This is a genomic window from Gordonia amicalis (genome assembly GCF_022059885.1).
Classification (GTDB): domain Bacteria; phylum Actinomycetota; class Actinomycetes; order Mycobacteriales; family Mycobacteriaceae; genus Gordonia; species Gordonia amicalis.
The window spans coordinates 750099-776012 of the sequence record NZ_CP091855.1; the positions used below are offsets into that span (position 1 = coordinate 750099).

Here is a 25914-nt window from a genome sequence, read left to right on the forward strand (position 1 = left end):
TCAGCACCAGATGACCGGGGCAGCGAGAAGACCGGTCAGTCGACGGTCACCAGCCAATCGCGCACCCGGGCCGGATGGTTCGTGGCCAGCCAGCGCACGCCCAGGTCGGCGCAGAGCTGGACGTCAACAAGTTCGTCGACGGTCCAGCAGTAGGTCACGCGCCCGGCCGCGGCGGCCCGGTCGACGAGGTCCGGGTACTGCCTCAACGTCATCACCGACGGCCCGATCCCCGTCGCCCCGACGGCGGTCGCCGCGCTTCCGCCGAGCACCCGGGCGGTGTCGCCCAGCAGGATGGTCGGGAGCATCGGGGCATGGCGGCGGATACGCCAGACCCCGGCGGAGGAGAACGAGATGACCACCGCGCGACTGTGATCGGCCGACGGCGGCGTCGCGACCCCGAACTCGTGCAGGATCTCGAGGAGCTTCTGCTCGACGAGGCTGCCGAATCGCACGGGATGTTTGGTCTCGATGAACAACCGGACCGGCCGCCGCCAGTCCAGGGTGAGCGTGAGCAGCTCACGCAGAGTCAGGATCGATGCGGGGTCGCCGGCGGAATGCCAACTGCCGAAGTCGAGTTCGCGGAGCTGGTCCAGGGTCATCTCGCTGACGATGCCGGACCCGTTCGACGTGCGGTCGACGGTACGGTCGTGCACGCAGACGAGCTCGTGGTCGGCGGTCAGCCGGACGTCGCACTCGAGTCCGTCCGCGCCCTGCGCGAGGGCGAGTTCGTACGCGGCCAGCGTGTGTTCCGGACGGTCCCCGGAGGCACCGCGATGTGCGACCACCGCCGGCTTTCCCGAACGCGACACCTTCTCGACCGCACCCACGTTCACACCTGCGTTCATCCGACCGCCACCCATCTTCTCTTCGGGACCGGAACCGCCGTGACGGCGTCGAACAGCACCGGCACGCGGCGCGTCAGCCAGAAGGCGAAGGCCGCCGAGACGGCAGCGCTGATGATCACCATGGCCAGTGCGTTGGCCCCGGTCTGCACCGAGTCCGAACCCCACGCGACGGCACGTGCGATCAGTGCCAGTACCGCGGTGACGTTGACGATCACCCACGCGACCCACAGCCGGCGGAACCGGCGTCCGACGCGTTCCGCGTCGAGGGACGGGTCATGGGCCACACGCAGGGCCGCGATCTCGCCCAGCACCAATGGCGCGCCGATCAGGTTGACCAGCGGCACTCCCACCAGCACCCCGACCCACACCGGCCGTCTCGGGTCGAGCAGGCGGGCGTCCTCATAGGCACCGGCCCGCAGGTCCATCACCCAGCGCATGAACGCGAGGGTCGCCCAGACGTAGGCGAGGAAGGCGGCGACACCTCCGAAGATGATCAGCCAGTCGGAGACCACGATCAGCGGGTCGGGCAGCGGCTGGGTGCGGTTGACGGCCAGTAGGAGGTAGCGCACCAGATGGATGACCGCGGAGGCCGCGAGTGCGGTCCCCGCCACGACGAGCACGAACAGCAGGCGTGCCCGCGAGGTCTCGATCCGGTCGTGGGTCGGGTCCGGCTTCACCGGTTCGTCGCGCAAACCCCATGTAGGGATGTACACGTACCGCGGGATGAGCCGCGGGCCGCGCGAACCCGACGGCCCGCGACGGATGGGAATGGCCTCGGGAGGACGCCGAGCGACCCACCGGACGTTGCGACCCCGGTAGAAACGGCCGGTCGGCACGGGAGCGCGGCGTGTCGGGGCGGGTGCCGCGGGACGTGTCGGCGCGGGCGCCGCCGGATGTGCCGTCGCCGCCATCGCATGCGCGACATCGTCGACGACGCTCAGCGGGCCACCACAGCGAGGACAGTGCTCCCGCCCGGGACGGTGCGGCGCCTGGATGCGGCACCTCGGACAGAGGTCGATCATCGGACGGCGTCGCCCCCACCGTTGCCCTGGCCGTTCCCGCCGCCGAATTCGACGGGCTTGCCGTGCTCCTGCCAGGCGAGCATCCCGCCGCGGACGCAGATGCCGTCGTATCCCACCTGTGCGAGGTACTGCAGAACCCGCATCGACCGGCCGCTCGAATGACACACCACATAGAGGTCCGCATCCGGGTCGATCTCGCCGAGCCGGCCGGGGATCTCGGCCATCGGGATGTGGACGGCGCCGCGGATGTGCCCGTTCGCCCATTCGTCGGGTTCACGGACGTCGAGGATCACCGCCTCGGCCGTCCCGGTGAAGTCGTCCGGCAAATCGGTCACCGGCACCTGCGTGATGTCGCCCATGGTCACGATTTCCATGGTGGCACAGTCATGGCACAAGGCGTGTCAGGTCATCTTGACGGACGTTTCCGGCGGCCCGATGAACATCGCATTCATCATCACGCAGATTGCCTAAATGCGTCCTATGCTGATCATCATAGTTTTATCCACATGCACTGACCGGACACCTGTCCGGTGTCCCCATCTCACCGTCAACCTGGGGATGAGACTGTGGAAACTGTGGAAAAACCCTGGCCAACCGGCCTGCCGATGTGACTGGTGTCACTAGTTCGACCCAATGTGCGCGCAGGAAATTCACCAAACTGCAGGGGTCGACGGGTGGTGCATTTTCTTTCCATGCACACACCTGTGGATAACGTGGGGACAAACCCTTGGGGAAAACCCCCGAACTGGGTCTGGTATTACCCCTCAGTCACGGTGTACAAACGCCGTCCGCACCGTCGGGGCGCGGTCGAAGGCGGCGAGTACACCCGTCGTGACGCTCTCGGCGAGACCCGACACCGACATCTGGTCGCCGACCAGACGTGCCAGCAGAGGCTTGGGCGCCTCGATGACCGTGATCTCGGCGTCGGGGTAGCGCTCGGCCACCACCGAACGCATCACGCCGATGCCGTCGACCAGACCGAGTTCGGCGGCGCGGTGCCCGACCCACACATCGCCGTTGAACAGCTCCTCGTCGGATGCTGTCAGCTTCTTGCCACGACGCTGACGCACCCACGCGATGAAAGCCTCGTGCAGCTGCCCTTGGAGACCCTTGAGCCATTCGACGTCCTCGGGCACCTCCGGCGAGAAAGTGTCGAGCCGGGCCTTGTTCTCCCCCGTCGTGTAGAGACGACGCTGCACGCCGAACCGGTCGAGCAGTGCCGAGAAGCCGAAACCCGAGGACACCACCCCGATGGAACCGACGATCGAGGTGTGCGCGGCGTAGATCTCGTCCGCCGCACAGGCCATCCAGTAGCCACCGGACGCCGCGACGTCCTCACAGAACGCCAGGACCGGCACGCCCTTCTCCGCGGACAGCTGTCGGATGCGCTCGGCGATGTACTCCGACTGGGCGGGCGAACCTCCGGGCGAATTGATCACGACCACCACGGCCTTGAGCCGATCGGTGTCGAACGCCCGCTTGAGTACCGGTTCGACCGTGTCGGTCGTCAGACCGTGCCTGCCCATGCCGGCGCCGCCGATCGGACCGTCGAGTCGAACCACCGCGACGTGCTCGGCACGCGATCTCGCGAACTTCTTGCCCACCGCCGCCAGCGGTCCTGCAGTCATCTGACCGAGTCTAGTGGCGGATCACCACAGCAGGTTTCCGGCGGGCACGCCCGCGTTGTCTCCGGGGTGCAAGCGGCACTCGCACCGTAGACTCTCCCGCGTGCAGGTCAAGTGGCTCAGCGCATTCCTCGATTTCCCCGCCGACGAGTTCGGCGGCGAGGTGACGTTCTGGCGCGCGATCTCGGGCAGCACGGTGTCGCCGCCGCGCGGCGAACACCGAGAGTTCGCCTCCCTCGAACCGTTCCACGGCGATCCGCACCTGCGCGTGCAGCGGGTCGACGAGGGCCCGGGCGGGGTCCACCTCGACATCCACACCGACGATCCGCACGCGGCAGCCGAGGAGGCCGCCGGCCTCGGGGCGACCCTGATCCACGATGCCGACACCCACCTGGTCCTCCGTTCACCGGCGGGCTTCGTGTTCTGCCTGGTGCCGTGGGAGGGCGAGACCACCCGGTCGCGACCGATCCGGTGGCCCGGCGATGCCATCAGCATCATCGACCAGTTGTGCATCGACATCCCGGCCCCTGACTTCGACGCAGAGGTCGAGTTCTGGACGAATCTGACCGGTTGGCCGCTCAATCCGCCCGGCACCCGACCCGAACTCATCGCGCTGCGTCGAGATCCGTCGATCACGATCGGAATCCTGTTGCAGCGCAGGGAGTCCGGGACGACCGACGACTCGACACCCGCGACCGGGCACCTCGACCTCGCGACGAATTCGGTACCCGACGAGGTGGCGCGTCACGAGGGATGGGGCGCCCGCGCGGTCGGCCAGTATCCGAAGTGGACGACGATGGTCGACCCGATGGGGCGCCCGTACTGCATCACCTCACGCAATCCACGTACCGGGGCCTGACCCCGCTCCTTGAGTAGCCCCGGAGCTTGCGGAGGGGCGTATCGAAAGGACTCACGGAGAGGCAGGTTCAGCGGCGAGGAACTCGCGCAACCTCTCGACCTCGGCATTGATCTCACGCTTCTCGGCCTTGGTGACCTCACGCAGCATCTCGACGCGCACCCCGCCTTCACCGTCGAGATGCCATGTGCCGGCGAGGAATCCGTCGGCGAAGACGAAACCGGGTGAGCGGCCGTTGGGTGTCACGGTCCGGCGGAACAACTCCGGGTCGGCGACGCGGACGCGGTCGGCCGAGACCCCGATGACGTGATCGAAGGGCGCCACGAGGCGGGCCGGCGCGGGTGTGTCCGGATCGGCGAAACCGAGTCCGTCGAGGTCGTAGAGGACCTCGCCGTGCGGGCCGGCCAGTCGGACGAGTTCCCAGTCGGCTTCGAGCTTTTCGACGAGCGGCCGCAGCCCGGTGAGCCCGGACCACGTCTGGATGGCCTTGACGGTGGCGGGACCGAAGCCGCGGAGGTACAGGCGGATCAGGTCCGCGCGCGCGTCGTCACCCTCGACCGCCGGCTCGCCCGGGCCGACCCATTCGTCGAACAACCGGTAGGTCGGTGCCGCGCGTCCCCGCCAGAGACCACGCGGCGGCACCTGGACCAGAGGCAGCCCGCACCGGGCGATCCCGGTGAGTGTGGACGGGTTCTCCGCCGGATGCCGAACGGCCAGCTGCTTTCCCAGGTCGGCACCACTGAGTTCACCGCCGGTGAGAAGCCGGGCGGCGTCGGCGAGAACCTGCGACGGATCCGCATCCACGAGTCGCGGCATGTGCGCCTCGGTGAGTTCGCGCCGCAGAATCGGTTCGGCGAGGGGCCGGATCCACCGGGCGTCCTCGGCATCGATGAGGAACACCGTGGACCGCAGCAACGCGATTCGCACGACCTCCCGCGCCGTGAGGAGCTCGTCGAGTTCGGACGAGTCGAATCCCTCGACGCGCGACCACAATCCGAAGAAGGCGGCGCGCGGGTCCTGGGACTGCATCCCCACGCACCGGTCCAGCACCTCGATGGCGTCCTCGTCGACGCGGTCGAGCAGGTGCTGGCGGGACAGCAGGGTTCGGTTCCACTGCCTCAGGGTGATCGTCTCGCCGGTCACCTCAAGCGGGGTAGCTGATTCCGGTCGCCGCATGGCAGCGATACCCGTGCGGGTTCTTGGCCAGATACTGCTGGTGGTAGTCCTCCGCGTAGTAGAAACGCCCGTCGCCGGCAGCCTGGAGCGGCTTGATCTCGGTCGCGATCCGTCCCTCTCCGGCCGCGTCGAGCGCGGACTGGAACTTGGCCGCGGACTGCGCGACGATCGCGGCGTCCTCGTCGGAAAGGGTGTACACCTCCGACCGGTACTGGGTGCCGATGTCGTTGCCCTGGCGCATCTCCTGGGTGGGATCGTGGGACTCCCAGAAGATCTTGAGGATGCCCTCGAGGTCGATGACCGCCGGATCGAAGACGACGAGTGCCGACTCGGTGTGGCCGGTCCGCGCGGTGCAGGTCTCCTCGTACGTCGGGTTCGGGGTGTGGCCGCCGGCGTAGCCGACCGCGGTGGTGTACACACCCGGGACCTGCCAGAAGATCTCCTCGATCCCCCAGAAACAGCCGCCCGCCAGGATCACCGCGGACAGCCGGCCGTCGAAGGCACCGATGCCGCCATTGGCGTACGAGCCGTCGGCCTCCGGTCGTCCGCGCATCGGGGTGTGCAGGACCAGATGGTCGCCGGGAACAGTGATCTCGGTGTCGCGCCCAGGTAGTGCGGAATCGGCCGCGATGAGTTCCTGCTTGTGCGAACTGGCAGCAAAGAGCTGGTCAAGCCAAGACATGCGGCAAGTCTACGCGCCGCCGACCCTGTCCGAGTTCTCCGAGTTGAGTCAACCGTCCCAGTCTGACTATGATGGCGATCACATCCTGATTTGTGATACCCGTCACTATCGGTCGACGGTCCGCCGGACCTCCGAGACGCCGATGGTGAAGCCGATCCGCTGACGAGGGGCGACAATGGCGACGCACGCGACCGGAGACTTCCGGAGCGCAGGCCGGACTCCCCGCGGCGCCCCGCGCGTCAATTACGACGTGGCGAGACGCTGCCGGGCGATCGGGTTGAGCATCGTCGCCCTGCTCGCCGTCTTCGTCGCACTCATGCTGATCTGAGCGGATTCGGACATCTCGCCCGCGCACAACGGTGCCGCCGCAGCACGGTTGACCTTCAACCGCACTTGATATTTCTTGTGGCCTCTTTGTTGCAATCACCCATGGTGTGCGGAAGGGTGGAAGCATCCGCGTGGCGCCGACCCGGTCGGCGCACCCACGTGTGAAACAGGGAAACGAAAGCACCTCAGAGAGGAACATCGTGGCTGAATACACCTTGCCGGATCTGGATTACGACTACGCGGCACTGGAGCCGCACATCTCCGGCAGGATCATGGAGCTCCACCACAGCAAGCACCACGCGACCTACGTCAAGGGCGCCAACGACACCCTGGAGAAGCTGGCCGCGGCCCGCGAGGACGACAGCATCGCCGGCAAGGTCTACGGGCTCTCGGCCACGCTGTCCTTCCACCTGGGCGGCCACACCAACCACTCGATCTTCTGGAAGAACCTGTCGCCCAACGGCGGTGGCGAGCCCGAGGGTGACCTCGCCGCGGCGATCACCGAGCAGTTCGGTGGCTTCGACAAGTTCAAGGCCCACTTCACCGCCGCCGCCACCACTCTGCAGGGTTCGGGCTGGGCGATCCTGGGCTACGACACCATCGGCGGCAAGCTGGTCATCCTGCAGCTGACCGATCAGAGCGGCAACATCCCCGCCGCGATCATCCCGGTCGTCATGCTCGACATGTGGGAGCACGCCTTCTACCTCGACTACCAGAACGTCAAGCCGGACTACGTCAAGGCTTGGTGGAACGTGGTCAACTGGGCCGACGCCGGTGAGCGTTACGGTCGCGCGAAGACCCAGGGCAGCGGACTCGTCGTTCCTGCCTGATACTGGTTCGCCAGACATCAACGGCGCCGGTCACCTTCGGGTGGCCGGCGCCGTTCGCGTTCAGAGAATCAGCGTCACCGCGACGGCCACGCCGCAGGCGGCGGCGATCACGATGAGCGCCAACAGATCTGCGCGTCCCGGCCGCGCCGGATGAGCCGTGAGCCGGCCGGTGCCACCGCGCGCGGTGATCGCCTCGGCCATCTCCGCGCTGCGGCGGAGCGCCGACGACATGGCCGCGGTGATGAGATCTATGATCCCCATCTCCGCCGACGGGTGGTCGCTGCGCCCCTTCGCCGTCGGGCGCAGCTTGTGAGCCGCGCGCAACATGCGCAACTCCTCGATCAACAGCGGAAGACCCCTGAGACACAACGCGATCGCGACCGCCCATTCGTCAACCGGTAGCCGGAGGCGACGCAGTGGGCCCATCAGCCGCGCGAGCGCGGGCGCGACGTCGGCCATCGGGGTGGTCCAGATGACGAGGATCGAACTCGCGACGAGGACGAGCGCGAGGGTGACGGCACGCAGGAAGATCAGCGCCCCGTGCAGGCCGGCGAAGGAGACGTTGAACGCGACGCCGATACCGATCAGGCCCCAGAACCACCAGGGCGGACGCGGGATGGCACCCAACGGGATCCCGGCGACCAGAGCGGTGAGGACGACGATCGCGGCCACCATCCCCAGTGCCGGCCACGACGGCAGCACCCAGGTCATGACGCCGAGGATCAGCACGATCACCAGCTTGGTTCCCGCCCACAGTCTGTGGACGAAGGAATCGCCGGGGACCTGCCGCAACGGGACCGTGCGCATCGTCATTGGGCACCTCCGTCCCAGCCGGACGGCTGATCCGCGTTCTGATGGGTGTCGGGCAGCAACCGTCCGTCGACGAGCCGAACCCGGCGGGTGCACACCGAGTCCAGTGATTCGAAGTCGTGCGAGATGATCACGATCGTCATGCCCTCGGCGCGCAGACGGGCGAGGAGGGCGACGATCTCTTCACGGGCCAACGGATCGAGACCGGCGAGGGGCTCGTCGAGCACGAGCATGTCGGGGTGGCGCGCGATGAGCCCGGCCAGCACGACGCGACGCATCTGGCCGCCCGACAGGGAATCGACCTTGGTGGCCGCCATCTGCCGTGGCAACCCGACGAGTTCGAGGACACGGGCGACCTCTGCGGTGCCGACCTTCTCGCCACCGGCCGCCATGATCTCGTCGGCGACCGTGACCTTCTGTAGCTGCAGGCGCGCGTGCTGGAAGCCGAGCCCGATCGCGCCGACATGCTCACTGACGGGCTCGCCGGCGTCGAAACCCGCTGCCGGAGTGAACTTTCCGGCTGTGCCGAGCAGGTGGCAGGTGCCGGTTCGCGGTGACAGGAGTCCCGTCATGATCCAGGCGAGGGTCGTCTTTCCCGAGCCGTTGCCGCCGACGATGAGCAACCCCTCGCCGCGGTACACGGTCAAGGTGATGTCGGTGAGGGCGACGACCTCCCAGGGCGATCCGGGCAGGTGCGCGTAGCCCACGTGATCGAGCACCAGCAGCGGCCCACCGATGTGTGGTCCGGGCGCCGCGAGAGATGTCGCGGACTCGGTCGGTGAGGGATGGTCGAGGTCGGCGTGCGGGTCCGGCATCCAGTGCGGCGGATGAGGAACCACGCGACCGGCCTCGAGGTGGATGACACGGTCGGCGGCCGCGGCCTCGCTGCCGCGGTGGGTGATCAGCACGACCGCGATCCCGCGTCGGGCAGGCAACGACGCAAGCAGGTGGAGGAGTTGCCCGCGCCCCTCCGGGTCGACCATCGAGGTGACCTCGTCGGCGATGAGCAGTTGCGGATCCCGGGCGAGGGCCGCGGCGATGGCGAGGCGCTGCTGCTGCCCGCCGGACAGATCGGTGGTCTCGCGGTCGCCGAGACCACTCAGCCCGACCTCGGCGAGGAGCGCTTCGACGTCCACGTCGGCGTCCGGCGGCAGACCCCACACCACGTCGTCGGCAACTCGTGACCCGAGCATCTGGATCTCCGGCCGCTGCAGGACGAGCGCGGTGCCGCCGTGGACGCCGAGCCCGGCCAGGCCCGGACGGTGGACGACGCCGCTGGTCGGGGCGCGACCGGCCAGGATCTTCGCCAGCGTCGACTTGCCCGAGCCGTTGGCGCCGACGACGGCGACGAACTCGCCGGGGTCGATGCGCAGGTCGATGTCGTGGAGGACCGGCCTCGCCTCCGGGCTGTACGCGAAACCGACGCCTTCGGCAGTGACCGGGAGCGGCGCGACGTCGGTCGCCGTGGATCCCGGACCGTCGGAGGTGAGCGTGTCCTCGCTGGGCACGTCGCGCAGCCGGGCGATCACCCCGCCGAGGATCCACCAGGCCGCGAGGAGTGAGATCGCGGTACCCACTGTCCCGGAGACCCAGATCCACGCCCACCAATGCCTGGCGATGCTGCGGCTCATCGCATCGAGGGCGTCGCCCACGCCGTCGGTGGGTCCCCACCCGTGCAGCCATTTGGCGACGCCGTGGATGGAGTTAGTCATCGCCTCGATGGTCAGTTCGCGCAGGGGCACCAGTACGAGGAGCACCAGTACGGAGACACCGCCGAGGATCGGCGAGGCCACGAGGGTGGCCAGTCCGAGAGCTCCGACCCCACGACCACGGCGTTTGATGTCCCCGACGATCCCGCCGACCAGTGCCGAACCGAGGACGGTGGCCATCGCACCCGTGCCCGCCATGGCGAAGGCGACCGCCGTCGTCGCCACCGTGGCGGTGAGAAGTGCCCGCGGCCGGGTGCGGGCTGCGATGAGGGCAAGAGGAACCGGGGCGAGCAGACCGGCCGCCTGCGCCAGCGGGATGACCGAGGCGATGACCACCGCGGCAACGGTCAGGCCACCGAAGATCGCGACGGACGCGAACTCCATGGGCCGCAGCGCAGGCGAGTTCTTCACCGGTCCAGTGTGCCTGGTGTCCACCCCTGCCCCGGGCTCGGCCATCGGCGACGGCGCCCGGCCGTCGGTCGATCACATGTAAACGAACCGTCACAAGACGGTGGTTCGGGTTGTCCGTTTCGCGCCCGCGGTGGATTCTTTTCACACCGGTGGTCTTCGACGGACCTGGGTCCCGATGACCAGGTCCCCCACCCGAATCGGAGGGAGGACGCGATGCAGCCGATTCCGATCGGACTCACCCCGTTCCAGCACGAAGGCAAGCTGAACGGCATCCTCATCTCCGGTCGCTGGCCGGAATCCACCCTGGAATGGACGCAGACCCTCGTCGGCTCGGTACGGATCGCTTGCCGGCCGGGTTTCCTCCCGACGACGACGATCTTCGGCGTCGTCGAGCAGCGCCCGGCCCAGGGCGGCGAGAACACGGTCGGGATGATGGTCGCGATCGGGAACGTCATCGACGACAGCTTCGTCGAAGCGGGCAGGTTCCTGAACAATCCCCCGGCCCTGGTGATGCTGCACCCGCCGTCGCAGACACGTCCGTCACTTCCGGAATGCTCGGAGGTCGCGTCCGGCTGCGTCCTGCTGCCCGGACTCCCCGAACTCGGACTCGAGCATCGAGCCGGGTGGGCGGAGGCGGAGGCCGACGGGACGGTCGTGAATCTCCGCAACGAGGTCGGTATCGACCCCAATGCAGATCCCGACACCGCCGTGCTCGCCATGCTTCTCGCAGCTTAGGCACCCCGAGGCACCCCGAAGGTTCTCCGACAGGGCTCCCGCACGCCGGTTTCCGGGTCGCCGAACAATTCTTTTTGTGCCCCCGACCTGCACAGATACGGGTTACTGAGGAGTTGCATTCGCCAGTTAGGTCTCACTAACCTGGCGTTCGTGATTGCTGCCCTGCTCCTGAGTTTCGGCGTGATCTTCGTCGCCGAACTGGGCGACAAATCACAGCTGATGGCCATGACCTACGCCCTGCGTTACCGCTGGTGGGTCGTCATCCTCGCCATCACCGTCGCCACCACCGCGGTCCATGCCGTCTCGGTGTTCTTCGGTCATTTCCTCGGAATGTCTCTGCCCACCGATCTGATGTCGGTCCTGGCCGGCCTCGCCATGCTCGCCTTCGGACTGTGGACCATCTACGGCGACCGCCTCGACGACGAGGAGCGGAACCGTGCGAGCCGGGTCGGTGCGTCGGTGTTCCTCGCCGTGATGTCGGCCTTCTTCCTCGCCGAACTCGGCGACAAGACGATGCTGGCCACCATCACGATCGCCACCGACCACGATTGGCTCGGCGTGTGGATCGGTTCGACGGTCGGCATGGTCGCCGCGGATGCCCTGGCGATCGGCGTGGGCGTACTTCTCGGCAAGCACCTCCCCGAACGCGTCATCGCGATCGGTGCGGCCGTGCTGTTCTTCGGTTTCGCGGTGTGGCTCACCGCGTCCGGCCTCGTAGGTGCGTCGACCCCGATGATCGCTGCGACGATCACCGCCGCGGTCGTCATCACCGGTGTGGGCGCGTTCCTCATCCAGCGCGACCGGCGGCTCCGCGGCGCCGACGACGAGAACGCCGAACCAGCCACTCCCGAGCGTTCGCTCGGTCGTCACGAGGGCTGAGCGCGGGGGCTCCACAACCTCTGACTATCGTGAACGTGCACCCTGCGCCGGTGCACGTCGTCCACTTCACCGGGACACGGGTCCGGCGGCAATCGGTACCGCGAAAGGACTATCAACCCATGGACGTTTCAGGCGCTTCCGTTCTGGTCACCGGCGGGGCATCGGGCCTCGGCGCAGCCACCGCCCGTCGCTTCGCCGCCGCAGGCGCTCAGGTCTTCGGCCTCGACCTGCAGGACTCGATCGACAAGGCGGCCCCCACCGACGGCGTCACCCTGATCCCCGCCGACGTCACCGACGAAGCACAGGTCCAGGGCGCGATCGACACCATCGCCGAGTCGGGCGCACCGCTGCGCGTCGCCGTCAACTGCGCAGGCGTCGGCTGGGCCGCACGCATCCTCGGCAAGGACGGCCCGCACGACCTCGGCCTGTTCCGCAAGGTCATCGACATCAACCTGGTCGGCACCTTCAACGTCATGCGGCTGGCCGCCAACCGCATGTCGGAGGAATCCACGATCGACGGTGACGGCCAGCGCGGCGTCATCATCAACACCGCATCGGTGGCCGCCTTCGAGGGCCAGATCGGTCAGATCGCCTACGCCGCGTCGAAGGGTGGCGTCCACGCGATGACCATCTCGGCTGCACGCGACCTCGCCCGCATCGGCGTGCGCGTCTGCACCATCGCCCCCGGCACCATCAGCACCCCGATGCTCGCCGGCGTCACCCCCGAGTTCCAGAAGACCCTGGCCGAGGCGATCCCGTTCCCACAGCGTCTCGGCGAGCCCGACGAGTACGCACAGCTCGCCGAGTTCATCGTCGAGCACAACTACCTCAACGGCGAGACCATCCGGATGGACGGCGCGATCCGGATGGCTCCGCGCTAGTCCGGAGGCGTTGCACTAGGTGTACTGACCCGCCAGGTTGGGTACGCGGTCGGCGGGTGAGTCGCCTCTGAGTGCGGTGTGGCCGCGTTCGGGATTGTAGATGCGCAGGAACTCGTCGAAGGCGGCCACGCGTTCGGTCTCGCTGTTGTAGGGGCGGGCGTAGGCCCATTCCTCTTGCAGTGTGCGGTTGAATCGTTCCACCTTGCCGTTGGTTTGCGGCCGGTACGGTCGTGTCCATTTGTGTGTGATCCCGTTGTCGGCCAATCGTTTCCGGAACATTCTGGACCGGTAACAGGACCCGTTGTCGGTCATCACCCGTGTGGTCGTGACGCCGATCGAGGCAAAGTGGGCCAAGGCACGGGTCATGAACGCGGTCGCGGTTTCCTTCTTCTCATCAGCGAGGATCTCCGAATAGGCGTATCAGGAGTGATCATCGACGGCGTGGTGCAGGTAGGCGTATCCCAGGTTGGGGCGGCCCTGCACGGTGCGGGGCCGGGACGGATCGCGATGGGCACTGGAATTGCGGCCGCCTCGGGCGCGGCCGTGCACGCGGTGCCCACCACCGTCGGGGATCCTGCCCAGCTTCTTGATGTCGACGTGGATCAAGTCCCCGGCAGCTTCGCGTTCATACCGGCGAACCTCACGTCGTCGTGCACGCACCGGTGCTCCGGTGGCCGGGTCGGTCCACGACAACCGCACACACTGGTACCGGGTGAGGATGCGGTGGACTGTGGACACGTTCAACCCCAGGTGGAACCCGATCCGAGCTGGTCCCCAACGGCGCGACACGCGTAACCCCACCACCCGGCGTTCCCGGCGACGGGTGGTGCGATGCGGGCATGAGCGGGGCCGGCTTGAGCGGTCAACCATCCCTGCGGGCCCGTGGTCGCGGTAGCGGTCGGCCCACCGTTTGGCCGTGGTCACCGAGACATTGAAACGGTCCGCGGCACGCCGCAGCGGCCACCCATCCTCGACAACACACCGAGCCAGACGCAGCCGGCCAGTCGGGGACAACGGTGAATTACGGTGAGACATGAAGACCTCCGGGTTGAGGAGCGGTTCTTAGACAGCTCCACACCTCACTCGGAGGTCTTCCCTATGTCACGCCGACTCGCCGAACCCCGTACCTAACGTCCCGGGTCAGTACACCTAGGCGGCCGGCTCCGGGTGACCACCTGCGGGAACGTGGGTGGCCTCCGGGAGCCCAAGCGCAGTGGACAACCTGATCAGCGGTGCGGCATCCGCTTCCAGACCCTCGCCGTCGGCGGGGACGAGGTCGCGGACCGCGCCGCTGGTTTTTTCTGCGGCCGCGGACGACGTCATCCCGTCGACGGCCGCGCGCAGCATCCTGGCCTGGACCCCGACCTCCGCGTAGTCGAACGCCACCGACAGGTGCGGGCTGATCTGGGTCAGCGCGTCTCGGGTCTCGACGACCCGCCGGTGCAGTCGCGTCGTCGGCGACAGCGTGCCGGGATCAGGAAGGACGACTTCGGGTACCGCGTCGGTGACCAGGCGCCACAGGGGCAGGAGTTCGATGTCGAGTCGTCGGCGACGCCGGTTCGCGAGGAAGGTCTGCACCCGCGCGTAGACCATGGGGTAGCTGATCCCGGCGAGGAAGACGACGATTCCCAGGATCGCGACGACACGGTTGGTCGTCACCAGCCACGGTGAGCGCACCACGTCGGTCGCCGACACGATGACGAACACGATCTGTCCCACGGCGCTGAGCGCCAGGAGTCCCAGCCCGCCGATCAGCAGACCCAGTGAGACACGCAGATAGCCGTCGGCCGTGGCGTAGAACTTGCGGACGCTGTTGACGCACGCGGCGAATCCGTAGGTGAGATATACGCTGGCGATCAGTATGAAGAGGGCGAAACCCCAGTTCTGCACCGTCCACTCACTGATGGTCGCGGTACGGATCTCGACCGGGATGACCAGCATCGTGACCTGTAGCCCGACGAGTGAAGCGACGAGGGGCAGGGCCTCCCACCCGGCGCGGCGCTCGCGGCTCACGCGATCCGGGAAGAAGAACACGACGACGAGTGCCGCCACCCCGATCGCCAGAAGTGCGTAGAACGCCACCCGCGACAGACCCGGGAAGCCGTTGTCGTCGAGAGCGACCGACACCGACTCGTCGACGACGACGAACGCCAGCGTCAGCGAGGCGACCGCCACCATCATCGCGAGCGGCTGGAGCCCCCAGCCGGCACGCCGGATCTGATCCAGGCGCCAGCAGAAGGCGAAGGCGAAAACGGTCGCGGCGATCGCGTTGACCACCCCGACGCCGACGTCGATGTTCTGGGAGAAGGCAGTGAACGTCACTGCGCTTTCACCCGCACTGATCACAACCACCCGCGGTGACCGCCCAGGAGTCGCTGAAGTCCGCGTAGTTCATCGTGTGCCGCCGTGCTGCCGACGCCGGTGCCGGCTTCCTCTGCCCACGCCAGGATCATCGACGCGAGCATCTCCGCTTCCCACTCGCGATCGTCCGAGTAGCAGGTACGACGGAGCGCTGCGGCGGACTCGTCGCGGGTGAGCGCTGCCAGACCTTCGGCCGACACCTCGCCGAGGATCTGATGGCCGGCGATGAGATGACCGAACTCGTGGATGACGATCTGGTCCCGGTGGAGTCTGGACGTGTTCGCCTGATGGAAGAAGTAGTCCGCGTCGGCCGCGGCCAGCCAGATGCCGTTGGGAACTCCGGTCGGCAGAGGGTGGGCGATCAGGCGAATCGGACGTCCCCGACGCTCGCCGTACCGATCACACAGCTGTGTGACGTCGAGAGGGAGATCGAGATCGAGCCCCTTCAACGAGGTGCGACACAGCGCCCGCAATGCGCGTTCTGATCGACGCATGCCGTCAATCGAACCATGAGCTCGCACAACGAGGCGATTCGTGTCCACGAAACCAAGGGCCTCTTCGTTTTCCCAGTTCACACGGCGTCCGAACTCTCCAGGCCGACACCCCACGGCCCGTGATCGTCAGTGACACTCGTGATCGGTGAGAACCCGGATATGCGGATCCTCCAGACGCTCAGTCCTCGCCCGAGTCTCCCACCACCCGCAGACGCGAGTCGGCCGACGGCTTCTCGTCGCTGAGCCCTGCCGCGATGACGTCCGGCGGATCCTTCGGCAGACCCTGCTGCTCGCGCAGGACCTTGATCAGTTCGTTCACCACGGTGACCGAATCGCTCGAGAGCCCCGCCAGACGGAATGCCGCCAACTGAACGTTGGTGTCCGCCTGCAGCCGCATGAGATCGATCTCGTCGCGAGTGCGCTGCGCGGCCCGATCCTCGAGGAAGTAATGCACGTCGACACCGAATGCGGCCGCGATTCCCTCGACGGTTCGGAACGACGGGGACTTCGCTTTCCCCGATCGCAGCTGACTCAGATACGACTCGCCGAGACGGAATCCCCGCTCCGTCGACCTCGCCGCGATCGCCTTGGCACTGTATGCCCTCCCGTTCGGACCGGGAACGGTCCGAAACAGCTCCTCGAGTCGCCGGGCGAACAGCCCCGGATCGAGTGCATCCGATTCCTTCGTTCTCGAACGATCGGAGTCGGTGCGTCCGGTGTCGCCCATAGGCTTCTCCGCCCCTCCTGCAGTCATGACCATCTTCTCCGAGACGCAAAACTTGAATTTGCAAACATTAAAGCCCGCTGTACACGGCCATCGCAATGACCGGTACGGTCAGAAGGTACCGGAACGCCGCCGACGATGCGTATCACCTGTGGTGATGATGTAACGAACGTTAGTGTGTCGTTCTTCACATTCTTGGGGGTCACACGTTGCCGACACGCTCACGGCAGATGAATGTTTGTCCTCGCTGCGGTCCACATGACCCATTGACGCCGGCTGTCACACCCGCGAACTTCTCCACCGACTGTACGCCCGGGGGACCACGATGACCCATCGCCTGCCGACGCCCCGGCGCGACCGCCGACGGCGCCGCTCCCTCGCATCCCTGCTCGCCGCCATCGCGGTGATCGCGCTCGTCGCGCTTGCGCCCGGCGTCGCGTCGACCAGCCCGGTCGGGTCGGGAGGCACCGAATCGGACTCGGCGGGATCGGACTCGGCGGGCCAGGACTCGGCGGGCCAGGACTCGGTCGGATCCGGGAGTACCGGCGCGGGCGGCTTCGGCACCGACACCACCGATGACACCGACAACACCGCCGACGCGGTTGATGACGCAGCGGATGGTGACGCCGACTCGTCGCCGTCCGGCAATCGGGGACCCGGAGGTTCCTGGCATCACGGTGACGGGCATGGGCACGGCCACCACGGGCACGGACCGACCCCTTCGGGAACCGGCACCTCCACCAGCCCGAACACCTCAACCGACCCGAGCACCTCCACCAGCCCGAGCACCTCAACCGACCCGAGCACCTCAACCGAGACCTCGTCGACGACCAGCGCGGAGACCGAGACCTCCACAACCGGGGTCTGGGTACCGTTTCCGCCGGTGACCGGTCGGCCGAACGTGCCGGCCCCGACCCTGCCGCCGGTCGTGTCGAACCCTCCGCGCTCCGGCGAGGGGAACCTTCCCGCCCCCGCTCAGGTCCCGACCGTTCCCGCGCCCAGCGGATCACCCGCGCCGACCGCACCTGCCGCCTCGGTTCCGGGACCTCCCCCGGCGCCTGGTGCGCCCGCAACCGGCGGGTCCGCAGCGGAGTCCCGCGCCGAATCCGGCGCTTCCGACGCTTCTGCCGCCGACGAGTCAACCGTCCTCATGGCGAGCCCGCAGGGTCCGTCCGGTCCTCAGGCCCTGCCCGGCGCATCGCCCGACACCGTCCTGACCGGCGTGAAGAAGTTCCTGATCGGTGTCGCCCCCGGTGGATTGTTGCTGCTCGGGGCGGTCGCGCTGTTCGGCAGCGGATCGTTCCTGGACTCGCTGCGGTCACTGCGCTCCTGACGCCGCCCGGTCCTCGGTTCCGAGATCTCAGTACCGGGCGAGCAGGTCCCGCTCGTGCGGGATCTCGTCGACGGCACGTCCGGAGATCCACTCGCGGAGCACCTTCGTGGCCCGGACGTCGTCCTCGTTGTACTCGAGCAGCCGCTGCCGCTGACCGACGTCGGGACGTCCGCCGCCGAGCGCGACCGCGGCGCGATACCACTCCATCGACGCCTCACCGCTGGCGTCGTCGTCGCGCCAGGCGAATCCGGCAACGGGAGCGACGCGCTTCAACCCTTTTCCGCGGGGACAGATGAAGTTGTCGCCGACCGCCTCGTAGATGTCGACCCACTCCTCGGATGCGATGAACGCCTCCACCTCCCGCCGGGTCGGGATGCCGGGTTCGCCGGCGAATCGGTCGGCCGAACCCAGCAGCCAGCGATTCTCGGCCTGCTGTGAGTAGCAGTACGCCGCGAACGTCTTCCCGGTCTCGCGGGCGGCCATCCGTTCGGCGGTCAGCCACGCCCAGAACTCCGCGAACGACCTCGCCTCGTCGCGCGTGGGCAGCGGGTCCCAGGTGACGAACGGCCGGTAGACCACCGGTTCGTCGGGCGCCGTGGTGTCGGTACGCAGCGTGCCCCACAGGTAGGCGCCGTGTTCGCCGAAGCTCTCGATATCGACGTCGACCTCGATGTCGGCGCGATGCACCCGCGGGGTGTCGCGGCGCCGGACGAGTTCGGTTCCGGTCAGCCAGGCGATCGCACCGATCACCGCATCGTCGAAACGCGCACTGCCCGGCCAGTTCTCCGGCGGGGCCCCGCGCTGTGCGGCGAGCTGGTCGATCGTGGTGATGCCCGCCTCGACGAGTGCGGTCCCCTGATTACCCGTGGCGACGAGCGAGACGTCGCGGCGGGCCTCGAGTTCCGGACCGCACTTCACCCACCAGGGGCACGAGCGGCACTCGGCGACGCGTCGTGGTTCGGTCGGCACCTGCTGCGCGGCGACGGCCCGACGCCGGTCCAGGACCTCGGTGTAATCGTCGAGCATGCCACCGGTGTCGTGCACGACGATGCAGTCGGCGTCGACGCCGATCACGCCACCGCGCAGGTCGCCGGTCTGCGACGACGGGGCGCGACCGATCTCGACCAGCATCGCGGTCAGCTGGGCGAGGCGCAGGTTGTCGCGACGGTTGGGCCGTGCGGTGCGGTACGGGTCGGGCGTGGGCGCCCACCCCCACAACGGGCTGGTGACCAGCGACGGCGGACGGCCCGGGTCGGGGGCGGACTTCACGGGCTGGGTGATCCGGTGGTTGACGACGATGACGGGGACATAGCCGTCGCCCACTCTCACCAGGAGTTCGGCATGACCGCGCCGCCCGTGTTCGATGTCGGTGGGCAGCGCCGCATTCCAGATCCACGCGACGTTCGCGTCGCACGCCTTCAGGGTGGCCGCGACCCGCTCCGCCGCCCTGGACTCCGCGTCGATCACCACGAACGCGCCGGGCTGATCACTGTGGATGCCGCGGAGGAGTTCGCGAACCGCGGCCCGATGATCGGCCGCGGCCTCCTTGCGTCGCTGCACGCCGGGCGGGTCGGGTTCGGAGCCGGGACGCCCCTCGTGACCGAAGTCGAGGGCGACCCGGTGCTCGCAACCCGCGAGATCGCGCGGCGACAACACCACAGAGGCCACGCCATCCCTTTCTCGGCTCGAGCGGTCGGACGCGTGGCCCCACCGGACCACGTGTCATGCTTGTACTTGTTACCACGCCCGCAGCGGTCCACTCGGCAGCAGCGAAAGGTCATTCGATGGGTTTGTTCTCCTCCGACGGTAGGTCGCGGGCTCAACGCCGCGCAGAGGCCAAGGCTCTCAAGGCAAAAGCCAAGATCGAGGCGAAGTTCGACGCCAAGCACCGGCGGAAGGAACAGAAAGCTCGTCGCAAGACCGAGCACAAGTACCTCCAGAAGGACCTCAAGGCCGAACGCAAGACCGCCCGGCAGTTGGCGAAGGCTCAGGAGAAGGTGGTCAAGGCCGAGACCAAGAAGGTGAGTGCCGAGGCCAAGGCGGCCGCGGACGCCAAGATCCTCAGCCCGGCCAGCGTCAAGCGCTACCTCACGGTCGCGCGCCTCGTGGCCCCCATCGCGGTCCCCATCGCCTACCGCGCCGCGGTCGCCGGTCGTGCGCAGATCTCGGCGCTGCAGGCCGGCCGCGCAGGCGTTTCGCCAGAAGTGTTGCGTCAGTTCAGCGGCCACGGCGCGGCGCTGTCCGCGCGGATCGCGACGACACGGACCGCGCTGGAGAAGGTCGTCGCGCAGGACACCAGCGCCGATGCCAAGGACTTCGTCGCCGCGATGACCCAGCGCCTCGACAACCTCGACATCGCGGTCGCCACCGCCGAGACCATGTCCGCCGCACAGCGCCGGACGGCCCACCAGTCCATCGACGGCGAACTGGTTGCCATTGACGCCGACATCCTCGCGCGGTTGGGCGTTCGTTCCTGACGCAGGCCGAGGCGGTGGCCTTCGACCCTCGCCGGAGGCGGGTGCGCACCCACTAGGATGGGTTCCACGCGTCGCGTGGGGGATCTTCCTTGTGCGTACGCTCGGAGGACACACGCAAGGGAGCGCCGTATGACCGAGCAGGAGCCGAACGTCACGCCGTCCGACGGCGACGCGAACAACGACGAGCCGACCCTGTTTCCCATGACTCCCCCGGAGGCCGACTCCGGGGCTGCCGAATCGTCACCGGCCCCGGCCGAGAAGGCGCCCCCGAAGAAGCCCGCACCCAAGAAGACGCCGGCCAAGAAGGCGGCGCCGGAGCGAGCCGCAGCCGAGTCCGGTGGCGACAGACTGCCATCGAAGAAGGCCGCCAAGAAGGCCCCCGCGAAGAAGACCCCGGCGGCCAAGAAGGCCTCGGGTGCCGGTCCCGCCAAGAAGTCACCTGCGAAGAAGGCGCCGGCCAAGAAGGCACCTGCGAAGAAGGCGCCGGCCAAGAAGGCACCACCGAGGTCGGCACCCCCCGTCGCCGATGTGCCTGCCGCCGCCCCGACCGCGCCTCCTGCTCCGCCGGTCACCTCCACACCGCCTCCGACGTCCGTCCCGGCGCACCCGCCGGTCGATGTCGTCGCCGAATCCGATGCTGCCCGGGCCACTTTCGCGCAGTTGCGGTCCGGCGCGCCCACCGAACCGCCGACGACCAACCTCACCCCCGCCTACGCGGGACTGGCGGCGGTCGTGGCGATGCTGGTGTTCGTCATCCTGCGCCGCGTCCTGCGCTGATCGCCCCCGCGGCGGCGGCACAGTCAAAGCCGCTACCGCGGCGGCAGAGTCAAGCCGCTACCGCGGCGGCGGCGAGACTTCCACGCCACCCGACTCGTGCTCGGGTCCGGCGTTGGGATGGTCGGCGGGCAGCCGGCCTCGGAAGCGCGCGGCTTCGCTGACGGCGGGCTCTCCACCCTTCGAGTGCGGCGGCCGGTGGTACGGACCCGGCTTCGGGCGCGGTTTGCCACCGGGAAGTGCCAGACGCGCGATCGTCCGGTGCACCTGGCCCCACTGTTGACCGAACGGTCCTGTGTTGTAAGGCAATCCGTAGCGCTCGCAGATGCCCTTCACCTTGGGGGCGACCTCCGAGTACCGGGTACTCGGCATGTCCGGGTACAGGTGGTGCTCCACCTGGTAGCCGAGGTTGCCGCTGATGATGTGGAACAGGGGGCTGCCGTCGATGTTGGCCGCACCGACGAGCTGCCGGACATACCAGCCGCCCCGCGTCTCGTTCTCGACCTCTTCCTGGCTGAATGTGTACGTCTGGTCCGGGAAGTGGCCGCAGAAGATGATCGCGTGCGCCCACACGTTCCGGATGATGTTCGCGGTGAAGTTCGCGGCCAGGGTGCGCAGGAATGTGCTCTCCGCACCCGGGATCACCTGGTCGGCGAATTTCGCGGCCGCACGCGCCCGCCGGCCACCTCGTCGTCGGATCACTTTGCCGATCCGCGAGGTCGACGGCTGCCGGATGGCGCCGCCCGTCGCTGCCTGGCTTAGCAGGAATGCGCCCGCGCTGATCGCCGGCCAGCCGAGGTAGTCCTTCACGATCTGGCGGCGCATCTTGCCCGCGATGCCCTTGAGATCCTCGGCCAGTTCGGACATCGGCTTCTCACCACGCCGGATCGCCTCGAGATCGAGATCGTGCAGTGCGACGCCCCACTCGAAGAACGCCGTGAGCAGGACGTTGTAGAACGGCTGCAGCAGATAGACCGGATGCCACTTCTGGTTCGGATCGATCCTCATGATCTCGTAGCCGAGATCCTTGTCCTTGCCACGGATGTTGGTGAAGGTGTGGTGGATGTAGTTGTGGGAGTGCTTCCATGCCTCGGCAGTGGACGCGGTGTCCCAGTCCCACACCGACGAGTGGATGTAGGGGTCGTTCATCCAATCCCACTGCCCGTGCATCACGTTGTGGCCGATCTCCATGTTCTCGAGGATCTTGGCCATACCGAGGCATGCGGTACCCGCGACCCAGGCGCCCCGCGAGCGCGAGTTGAGCAACACGATGCGCCCGAGGGCGGCGAGTTGCCGCTGGGTGGCGATGACGGTCTTGATGTAGCGACGATCGCGGTCCCCGAGGTCGCTGTAGACCTCGTCGTGGATGGCGTCGAACTCCTCGGCCAGTCGATCGATGGTTTCTTGATCGAGGTGCGCCAACGGGCTGGTCACGCGCTGTCCGGAATCGGTGGTTGTCATGTACTTCGGTCCTCCCGGTCAGAGGTCAGAGGTCTGGCGTCTGGGGTCTGACCTTGGTCAGAGTTCGACGTCGACGTCTCCCTCGGCGGTGTTCACACAGATGCGGATGCTCTGCCCTTCCGGCGAGCTCACCTCGCCGGTGCGCAGATCGCGGATGTTCCCCTGTTTGAGAACCCCGGTGCAGGTGTGGCAGATACCGATCCGGCAGCCGAACTTCAGCTCCAGACCGTTCTCCTCCCCCGCGACGAGGATCGGCATACCCGGCTCACAGGTGACCTCGGTGTCACTGCGGGTGAACCGGACGGTGCCGCCCTCACCCTCACCTGCATTCCCACCGATGATCGGCTGGAAACGTTCGAGGTGGATTCGGTCCCCGACGCCTTCGGCTTCCCAGTGTTCGACGAGACTGTCGAGCAACTCTCGCGGACCCGAACACATCGCCTCTCGCTCGCGCCAGTCCGGGCAGAGTTCGTCGAGGTCGGTGGCTTTGATCCGCCCGTCCCGACCGGTGATGCGCAACGTCAGGTCGAACCCGTCGTGCCGTTCGTCCATCGACTCGAGATCGGCCCGGAACATCACCTGGTCGTCACTGTGCGCCGAGTGGATGGCCACCACGTCGTCGACCCGATCGCGATGATCGAGGTCGCGCAGCATGCTCATGATCGGGGTGATGCCGCTGCCGGCGCTGATGAACAACATCTTCTCCGGCAGCGGATCGGGCAGTGTGAACACGCCTTCGATCTCGCCGAGCCGGACGATCTCACCCGGCCGGATGCCATGGACGAGGTAGGGCGAGACCTTTCCCTCCTCGACCAGCTTCGGCGTCACGCTGATCAGGCCGTCGCGCGGATGCGGGTCGGAGGTCAACGAGTAAGCGCGCCAATGGAACACCCCGTCGATGACCACCCCGAGACGCACATACTGTCCCGGTTGATGCCCCGGCCACTCATAGCCCGGTTTGATCCACACCGTGGCCGCGTCCGCACCTTCGGGTCGTACCTCGACGACCCGGCCGCGGAGTTCCCGAGTGGTCCAGAGCGGGTTGATCAGCTCCAGGTAGTCGTCGGGGTGCAGGGGATTGAACAGGTGCCGGATTGCGCCGAGAAACCCTCGTCGCCACGGCGACACCCGGGGAGTCGCGCCGCGTTCAGCCATGGGATGGGGTGGGTCGGGAATCGATCAGTGTCACGAGACCTCACAAGGGGTCGTCGGTCGTCTCTTGTGCCTACGCGCTGCTGCAGAGTCACCGTTCGAGCTGTCTGCTCCGACCATACGGCGTCGGGCATCACCGAAGGGGCGGGTCGCTCGGATCCGGTCTGTGCTGGATTGTCGGTCACCAAAGGTGCAGGTCGCTGCGATGTCGGTTGTTCACTTGGGCAACATTCCGGATGCGAACAGTGACGGAGGGTTATACCCCGTCGCGCACGGCGGCAGTGTTCGCCCGGGACATGATCGCCGCCGCGACCTGGTCGGGCCTGGATTCCGGCAGCCAATGGTCGGCGCCGGGAAGGACCAGAAAGTCGTACGGCGCATCGACCCACCCCGAGCAGAGCCGGGCGCCGGCCCCGCCCAGAGCCGGGTCGCGGTCGCCCCAGACGTATGTCGTGGGCACCTTCACCCGCGCGGGTGCCGACCGCTTGTCCGGCAGTAACATCGCCCGATACCAACCCAACGCTCCGGGCAGCGCGCCGTACTCCGCGATCTCGGCGGCGACCCGCGAGGCGAATGGTTCCGGAAGCCCCATCTGCACTCCGAAATCCGGCCGCGAGGTCATCAGCCGGCCGAGTACCTTCTCGGGCAGGGCCGGGATCTGGAACACCAGCATGTACCAGGAACGAAGAATCTGACCGCGCGGCATCGCCTGCATGAACGCCCCCGGATGCGGAACCGACAGCGCGGTCAGCGTTCGCACTCGATCGGGGTGATGAGCCGCGAGTGTCCACGCCACCGCCGCGCCCCAGTCATGTCCGACGATGTGCGCGTCACCGACATCCGCGGCGTCGAGCATGGCCACGATGTCTGCCACCAGCTCGGCCTGCATGTAGTCGCGCCGCCTGGTGGGTCGAGCCCCCGGCGAGTAGCCGCGCTGATCCGGGGCGATAGTGCGAAAACCTCTGCCGTGCAGGAGCGGAGCGACGAGATCCCACGAACCGGCACGCTGCGGGAAGCCGTGCAGCAAGACGATCGGCTCCCCCTCGAGCGGACCGGCGTCGATCACGTCGAAGGTGTACGGACCGCGCTGGAAGGTCGTCAACCGCGTCGTTCGCACGTGTCAGCCCGCCCAGCGCACCCGCAGGATCCGATCCGACCCGTCCCCGTCGCTCGTGGTCAAGACCAGCGAACCATCGGGCGCCACGGCCGCACCGCGCAACCGGCCGTGGGCATTCTCCAGCGCCTCGGTCTTCGAGACCACGCGGCGTCCGTCCTCGGAGAGCTTGAGGAAGACCAGCCGCTGCCCCTTCAGTGCGGTCACCACCAGCCCGCCGCTGTAGGGTCCCCAACCGCTGTCCGGCAGGAACGCGAGGCCCGGGGTCGCGATCGTCGGCGCGCCCGAACTCCACACCGGACCGATGGCGCCGGGGACCCGTACGGCGTCGGTCATGGGCACCGACTCGTCGTAGATCAGGGGGGTGCGGTCCGGGCGGTAACCGTAGTTGCCTCCCGCGACGATGAGGTTCAGCTCGTCGTCCCGACTCGTGCCCTGTTCGATCCCATAGACCCGACCGCTGCCCGGAGCGACCGCGACGCCCTGCACGTTCCGATGACCGAGGCTGTACACCGGGCTTCGCGGATCCGGATTCCCCGGCGCCGGCCTCCCGTCGAGGCCGATGTGCAAGACCTTGCCGCCCAGCGACTTCCGGTCCTGCGCTACCGACGGGATACCGGAGTCACCGGTACCGACCCAGATACTGTCGGCGGTCACGGCCAGGCCACAACCGGCACGACTGCCCGAGGAGTTGACCGGGATACCGCTGAGCAGGGTCCGTTCCCGAAGCATCCGCGTCCAGTCCGCGCTGACGCGCCAGGAGACCACCCTCGTGGTCTGGCCCGTCTGCGGCGCCGGAATGGGCGCACCGGCAAGCGGTTCGGGCACGGCGAACGCGCCCGGCACCGTGTACTCCGCCTGACAGGAGTAGACGCGCCGGTTGTCGGAGAAGCGAGGATCGAGGGCGAGTCCCATCAGGCCGGCCTCGTTGACCTCGAAGATCTTCGACAGGTCGGCGTTGACGTTCACCCGCTGTCCGCCGGGGCGCACCGCGACGAATCGTCCCGCGCGTTCACCGGTGAGCACCGTTCCGTCGGGCGCGACGACCGCACCCCACGGTATGGTCAGTCCGCCGGCGACAGTCGTGACCTGCAGCGGCGCGGCGGCATGGGCCGCAGCGCCGGCGACGAACATCCCGGCGACCGCGGCCGCCGACGCGGTGATCGCCACGAGCCCGCGGGCCGATGTTCGGATGAGTGTCCTGCGTTCACGACGTATCGGGGTCATAGGAGTCAC

General features: G+C 67.8%; 25 protein-coding genes and 1 pseudogene. 9 read left to right on the forward strand and 17 right to left on the reverse strand.

The window, feature by feature from the left end:
• Nucleotides 1-35: 35 nt before the first annotated feature.
• The 4 genes from IHQ52_RS03475 to IHQ52_RS03490 all read right to left on the reverse strand — a co-directional run bounded on the left by IHQ52_RS03475 (nucleotide 36) and on the right by IHQ52_RS03490 (nucleotide 3495).
• Complete coding sequence (locus IHQ52_RS03475; RefSeq protein WP_006437705.1) at nucleotides 36-845, reverse strand: glycerophosphodiester phosphodiesterase; 810 nt, start codon at nucleotides 843-845, stop codon at nucleotides 36-38.
• Nucleotides 842-1522, reverse strand: a complete 681-nt coding sequence (locus IHQ52_RS03480) for a DUF4328 domain-containing protein (RefSeq protein ID WP_238064109.1) — start codon at nucleotides 1520-1522, stop codon at nucleotides 842-844. Before IHQ52_RS03480 ends, IHQ52_RS03475 begins: the two co-directional genes overlap by 4 nt.
• A gap of 341 nt (nucleotides 1523-1863) precedes the next feature.
• Nucleotides 1864-2241 carry a rhodanese-like domain-containing protein gene (locus tag IHQ52_RS03485; protein ID WP_238064110.1) on the reverse strand — a complete coding sequence of 126 codons (378 nt, stop codon included), beginning with the start codon at nucleotides 2239-2241 and terminating at the stop codon, nucleotides 1864-1866.
• A gap of 390 nt (nucleotides 2242-2631) precedes the next feature.
• Complete coding sequence (locus IHQ52_RS03490) at nucleotides 2632-3495, reverse strand: S49 family peptidase (protein ID WP_024498835.1); 864 nt, start codon at nucleotides 3493-3495, stop codon at nucleotides 2632-2634.
• A 100-nt stretch (nucleotides 3496-3595) separates the two neighbouring features.
• Here IHQ52_RS03490 and IHQ52_RS03495 point away from each other — a divergent pair, with 100 nt between their 5' ends.
• Nucleotides 3596-4351 (forward strand): VOC family protein, encoded by a 756-nt coding sequence (locus IHQ52_RS03495; protein ID WP_238064111.1) that lies wholly within the window; start codon nucleotides 3596-3598, stop codon nucleotides 4349-4351.
• Nucleotides 4352-4402: 51 nt separating this feature from the next.
• Here IHQ52_RS03495 and IHQ52_RS03500 read toward each other — a convergent pair whose 3' ends face one another.
• Both IHQ52_RS03500 and msrA read right to left on the reverse strand, forming a co-directional pair.
• Nucleotides 4403-5491, reverse strand: a complete 1089-nt coding sequence (locus tag IHQ52_RS03500) for a winged helix DNA-binding domain-containing protein (RefSeq protein ID WP_238064112.1) — start codon at nucleotides 5489-5491, stop codon at nucleotides 4403-4405.
• Between the two features lies 1 nt (nucleotide 5492).
• Nucleotides 5493-6206, reverse strand: a complete 714-nt coding sequence (msrA, locus tag IHQ52_RS03505; RefSeq protein WP_238064113.1) for a peptide-methionine (S)-S-oxide reductase MsrA — start codon at nucleotides 6204-6206, stop codon at nucleotides 5493-5495.
• 175 nt (nucleotides 6207-6381) lie between these two features.
• Here msrA and IHQ52_RS03510 point away from each other — a divergent pair, with 175 nt between their 5' ends.
• On the forward strand, nucleotides 6382-6534 hold the full coding sequence (locus IHQ52_RS03510; protein ID WP_191834649.1) for a hypothetical protein: 153 nt from the start codon (nucleotides 6382-6384) through the stop codon (nucleotides 6532-6534).
• Nucleotides 6535-6733: 199 nt separating this feature from the next.
• Nucleotides 6734-7363 (forward strand): superoxide dismutase, encoded by a 630-nt coding sequence (locus tag IHQ52_RS03515; protein ID WP_006437713.1) that lies wholly within the window; start codon nucleotides 6734-6736, stop codon nucleotides 7361-7363.
• Nucleotides 7364-7423: 60 nt separating this feature from the next.
• Here the strand turns inward: IHQ52_RS03515 and IHQ52_RS03520 are convergent, their stop codons facing one another.
• Together IHQ52_RS03520 and IHQ52_RS03525 are read right to left on the reverse strand one after the other, a co-directional pair.
• Complete coding sequence (locus IHQ52_RS03520) at nucleotides 7424-8176, reverse strand: energy-coupling factor transporter transmembrane component T family protein (protein ID WP_159406089.1); 753 nt, start codon at nucleotides 8174-8176, stop codon at nucleotides 7424-7426.
• Nucleotides 8173-10293 (reverse strand): ABC transporter ATP-binding protein, encoded by a 2121-nt coding sequence (locus IHQ52_RS03525; protein WP_396349868.1) that lies wholly within the window; start codon nucleotides 10291-10293, stop codon nucleotides 8173-8175. Before IHQ52_RS03525 ends, IHQ52_RS03520 begins: the two co-directional genes overlap by 4 nt.
• Before the next feature lie 213 nt (nucleotides 10294-10506).
• On the opposite strand from IHQ52_RS03525, the gene IHQ52_RS03530 reads away from it, so the two are divergent.
• The 3 genes from IHQ52_RS03530 (at nucleotide 10507) to IHQ52_RS03540 (ending at nucleotide 12788) form a co-directional block, all read left to right on the forward strand.
• Nucleotides 10507-11028 (forward strand): peptidase, encoded by a 522-nt coding sequence (locus IHQ52_RS03530; protein WP_159406087.1) that lies wholly within the window; start codon nucleotides 10507-10509, stop codon nucleotides 11026-11028.
• Nucleotides 11029-11178: 150 nt separating this feature from the next.
• Nucleotides 11179-11907 (forward strand): TMEM165/GDT1 family protein, encoded by a 729-nt coding sequence (locus tag IHQ52_RS03535; protein ID WP_024498839.1) that lies wholly within the window; start codon nucleotides 11179-11181, stop codon nucleotides 11905-11907.
• Nucleotides 11908-12026: 119 nt separating this feature from the next.
• The gene (locus tag IHQ52_RS03540; protein WP_006437718.1) at nucleotides 12027-12788 is read left to right on the forward strand and encodes an SDR family NAD(P)-dependent oxidoreductase; all 762 of its coding nucleotides are present in this window, start codon (nucleotides 12027-12029) and stop codon (nucleotides 12786-12788) included.
• A 15-nt stretch (nucleotides 12789-12803) separates the two neighbouring features.
• On the opposite strand, the pseudogene IHQ52_RS03545 reads toward IHQ52_RS03540, so the two are convergent.
• The 4 genes and pseudogenes from IHQ52_RS03545 to IHQ52_RS03560 form a co-directional block, all read right to left on the reverse strand.
• Nucleotides 12804-13823 (reverse strand): annotated as a pseudogene (locus IHQ52_RS03545) (IS481 family transposase).
• Between the two features lie 114 nt (nucleotides 13824-13937).
• On the reverse strand, nucleotides 13938-15110 hold the full coding sequence (locus IHQ52_RS03550; protein WP_006437719.1) for an MAB_1171c family putative transporter: 1173 nt from the start codon (nucleotides 15108-15110) through the stop codon (nucleotides 13938-13940).
• Between the two features lie 20 nt (nucleotides 15111-15130).
• Nucleotides 15131-15643 carry a hypothetical protein gene (locus tag IHQ52_RS03555; protein ID WP_024498978.1) on the reverse strand — a complete coding sequence of 171 codons (513 nt, stop codon included), beginning with the start codon at nucleotides 15641-15643 and terminating at the stop codon, nucleotides 15131-15133.
• Between the two features lie 178 nt (nucleotides 15644-15821).
• Complete coding sequence (locus tag IHQ52_RS03560) at nucleotides 15822-16397, reverse strand: helix-turn-helix transcriptional regulator (protein ID WP_006437721.1); 576 nt, start codon at nucleotides 16395-16397, stop codon at nucleotides 15822-15824.
• Between the two features lie 295 nt (nucleotides 16398-16692).
• Between IHQ52_RS03560 and IHQ52_RS23630 the strand changes: the two genes are divergently transcribed.
• Complete coding sequence (locus tag IHQ52_RS23630; RefSeq protein WP_269147227.1) at nucleotides 16693-17700, forward strand: RodZ family helix-turn-helix domain-containing protein; 1008 nt, start codon at nucleotides 16693-16695, stop codon at nucleotides 17698-17700.
• Between the two features lie 27 nt (nucleotides 17701-17727).
• Here IHQ52_RS23630 and IHQ52_RS03570 read toward each other — a convergent pair whose 3' ends face one another.
• Nucleotides 17728-19368 (reverse strand): TM0106 family RecB-like putative nuclease, encoded by a 1641-nt coding sequence (locus tag IHQ52_RS03570; protein WP_024498976.1) that lies wholly within the window; start codon nucleotides 19366-19368, stop codon nucleotides 17728-17730.
• Between the two features lie 116 nt (nucleotides 19369-19484).
• Between IHQ52_RS03570 and IHQ52_RS03575 the strand changes: the two genes are divergently transcribed.
• On the forward strand, nucleotides 19485-20177 hold the full coding sequence (locus IHQ52_RS03575; protein ID WP_006437724.1) for a DUF6474 family protein: 693 nt from the start codon (nucleotides 19485-19487) through the stop codon (nucleotides 20175-20177).
• A gap of 129 nt (nucleotides 20178-20306) precedes the next feature.
• Nucleotides 20307-20954, forward strand: a complete 648-nt coding sequence (locus tag IHQ52_RS03580; protein ID WP_006437725.1) for a hypothetical protein — start codon at nucleotides 20307-20309, stop codon at nucleotides 20952-20954.
• Between the two features lie 57 nt (nucleotides 20955-21011).
• Here IHQ52_RS03580 and IHQ52_RS03585 read toward each other — a convergent pair whose 3' ends face one another.
• The 4 genes from IHQ52_RS03585 to IHQ52_RS03600 all read right to left on the reverse strand — a co-directional run bounded on the left by IHQ52_RS03585 (nucleotide 21012) and on the right by IHQ52_RS03600 (nucleotide 25905).
• A complete protein-coding gene (locus IHQ52_RS03585) occupies nucleotides 21012-22412 on the reverse strand; it encodes a fatty acid desaturase family protein (protein WP_024498975.1) in 1401 nt (466 codons plus the stop codon).
• A gap of 57 nt (nucleotides 22413-22469) precedes the next feature.
• The gene (locus IHQ52_RS03590; RefSeq protein WP_024498974.1) at nucleotides 22470-23567 is read right to left on the reverse strand and encodes a ferredoxin reductase; all 1098 of its coding nucleotides are present in this window, start codon (nucleotides 23565-23567) and stop codon (nucleotides 22470-22472) included.
• 253 nt (nucleotides 23568-23820) lie between these two features.
• Nucleotides 23821-24666 carry an alpha/beta fold hydrolase gene (locus IHQ52_RS03595; protein ID WP_232513045.1) on the reverse strand — a complete coding sequence of 282 codons (846 nt, stop codon included), beginning with the start codon at nucleotides 24664-24666 and terminating at the stop codon, nucleotides 23821-23823.
• A gap of 18 nt (nucleotides 24667-24684) precedes the next feature.
• Nucleotides 24685-25905: a PQQ-dependent sugar dehydrogenase gene (locus IHQ52_RS03600; protein ID WP_006437729.1), complete on the reverse strand. Its 1221-nt coding sequence runs from the start codon at nucleotides 25903-25905 to the stop codon at nucleotides 24685-24687.
• Nucleotides 25906-25914 lie beyond the last annotated feature (9 nt).

What these genes read in the sequence shown, in the direction of transcription:
- IHQ52_RS03475 (WP_006437705.1), bottom strand. Translation starts at nt 845, where the DNA reads ATGAACGCAGGTGTGAACGTGGGTGCGGTCGAGAAGGTGTCGCGTTCG.
- IHQ52_RS03485 (WP_238064110.1), bottom strand. Translation starts at nt 2,241, where the DNA reads ATGGAAATCGTGACCATGGGCGACATCACGCAGGTGCCGGTGACCGAT.
- IHQ52_RS03490 (WP_024498835.1), bottom strand. Translation starts at nt 3,495, where the DNA reads ATGACTGCAGGACCGCTGGCGGCGGTGGGCAAGAAGTTCGCGAGATCG.
- msrA (WP_238064113.1), bottom strand. Translation starts at nt 6,206, where the DNA reads ATGTCTTGGCTTGACCAGCTCTTTGCTGCCAGTTCGCACAAGCAGGAA.
- IHQ52_RS03510 (WP_191834649.1), top strand. Translation starts at nt 6,382, where the DNA reads ATGGCGACGCACGCGACCGGAGACTTCCGGAGCGCAGGCCGGACTCCC.
- IHQ52_RS03520 (WP_159406089.1), bottom strand. Translation starts at nt 8,176, where the DNA reads ATGACGATGCGCACGGTCCCGTTGCGGCAGGTCCCCGGCGATTCCTTC.
- IHQ52_RS03530 (WP_159406087.1), top strand. Translation starts at nt 10,507, where the DNA reads ATGCAGCCGATTCCGATCGGACTCACCCCGTTCCAGCACGAAGGCAAG.
- IHQ52_RS03540 (WP_006437718.1), top strand. Translation starts at nt 12,027, where the DNA reads ATGGACGTTTCAGGCGCTTCCGTTCTGGTCACCGGCGGGGCATCGGGC.
- IHQ52_RS03555 (WP_024498978.1), bottom strand. Translation starts at nt 15,643, where the DNA reads ATGCGTCGATCAGAACGCGCATTGCGGGCGCTGTGTCGCACCTCGTTG.
- IHQ52_RS03560 (WP_006437721.1), bottom strand. Translation starts at nt 16,397, where the DNA reads ATGACTGCAGGAGGGGCGGAGAAGCCTATGGGCGACACCGGACGCACC.
- IHQ52_RS23630 (WP_269147227.1), top strand. Translation starts at nt 16,693, where the DNA reads ATGACCCATCGCCTGCCGACGCCCCGGCGCGACCGCCGACGGCGCCGC.
- IHQ52_RS03575 (WP_006437724.1), top strand. Translation starts at nt 19,485, where the DNA reads ATGGGTTTGTTCTCCTCCGACGGTAGGTCGCGGGCTCAACGCCGCGCA.
- IHQ52_RS03580 (WP_006437725.1), top strand. Translation starts at nt 20,307, where the DNA reads ATGACCGAGCAGGAGCCGAACGTCACGCCGTCCGACGGCGACGCGAAC.
- IHQ52_RS03585 (WP_024498975.1), bottom strand. Translation starts at nt 22,412, where the DNA reads ATGACAACCACCGATTCCGGACAGCGCGTGACCAGCCCGTTGGCGCAC.
- IHQ52_RS03590 (WP_024498974.1), bottom strand. Translation starts at nt 23,567, where the DNA reads ATGGCTGAACGCGGCGCGACTCCCCGGGTGTCGCCGTGGCGACGAGGG.
- IHQ52_RS03600 (WP_006437729.1), bottom strand. Translation starts at nt 25,905, where the DNA reads ATGACCCCGATACGTCGTGAACGCAGGACACTCATCCGAACATCGGCC.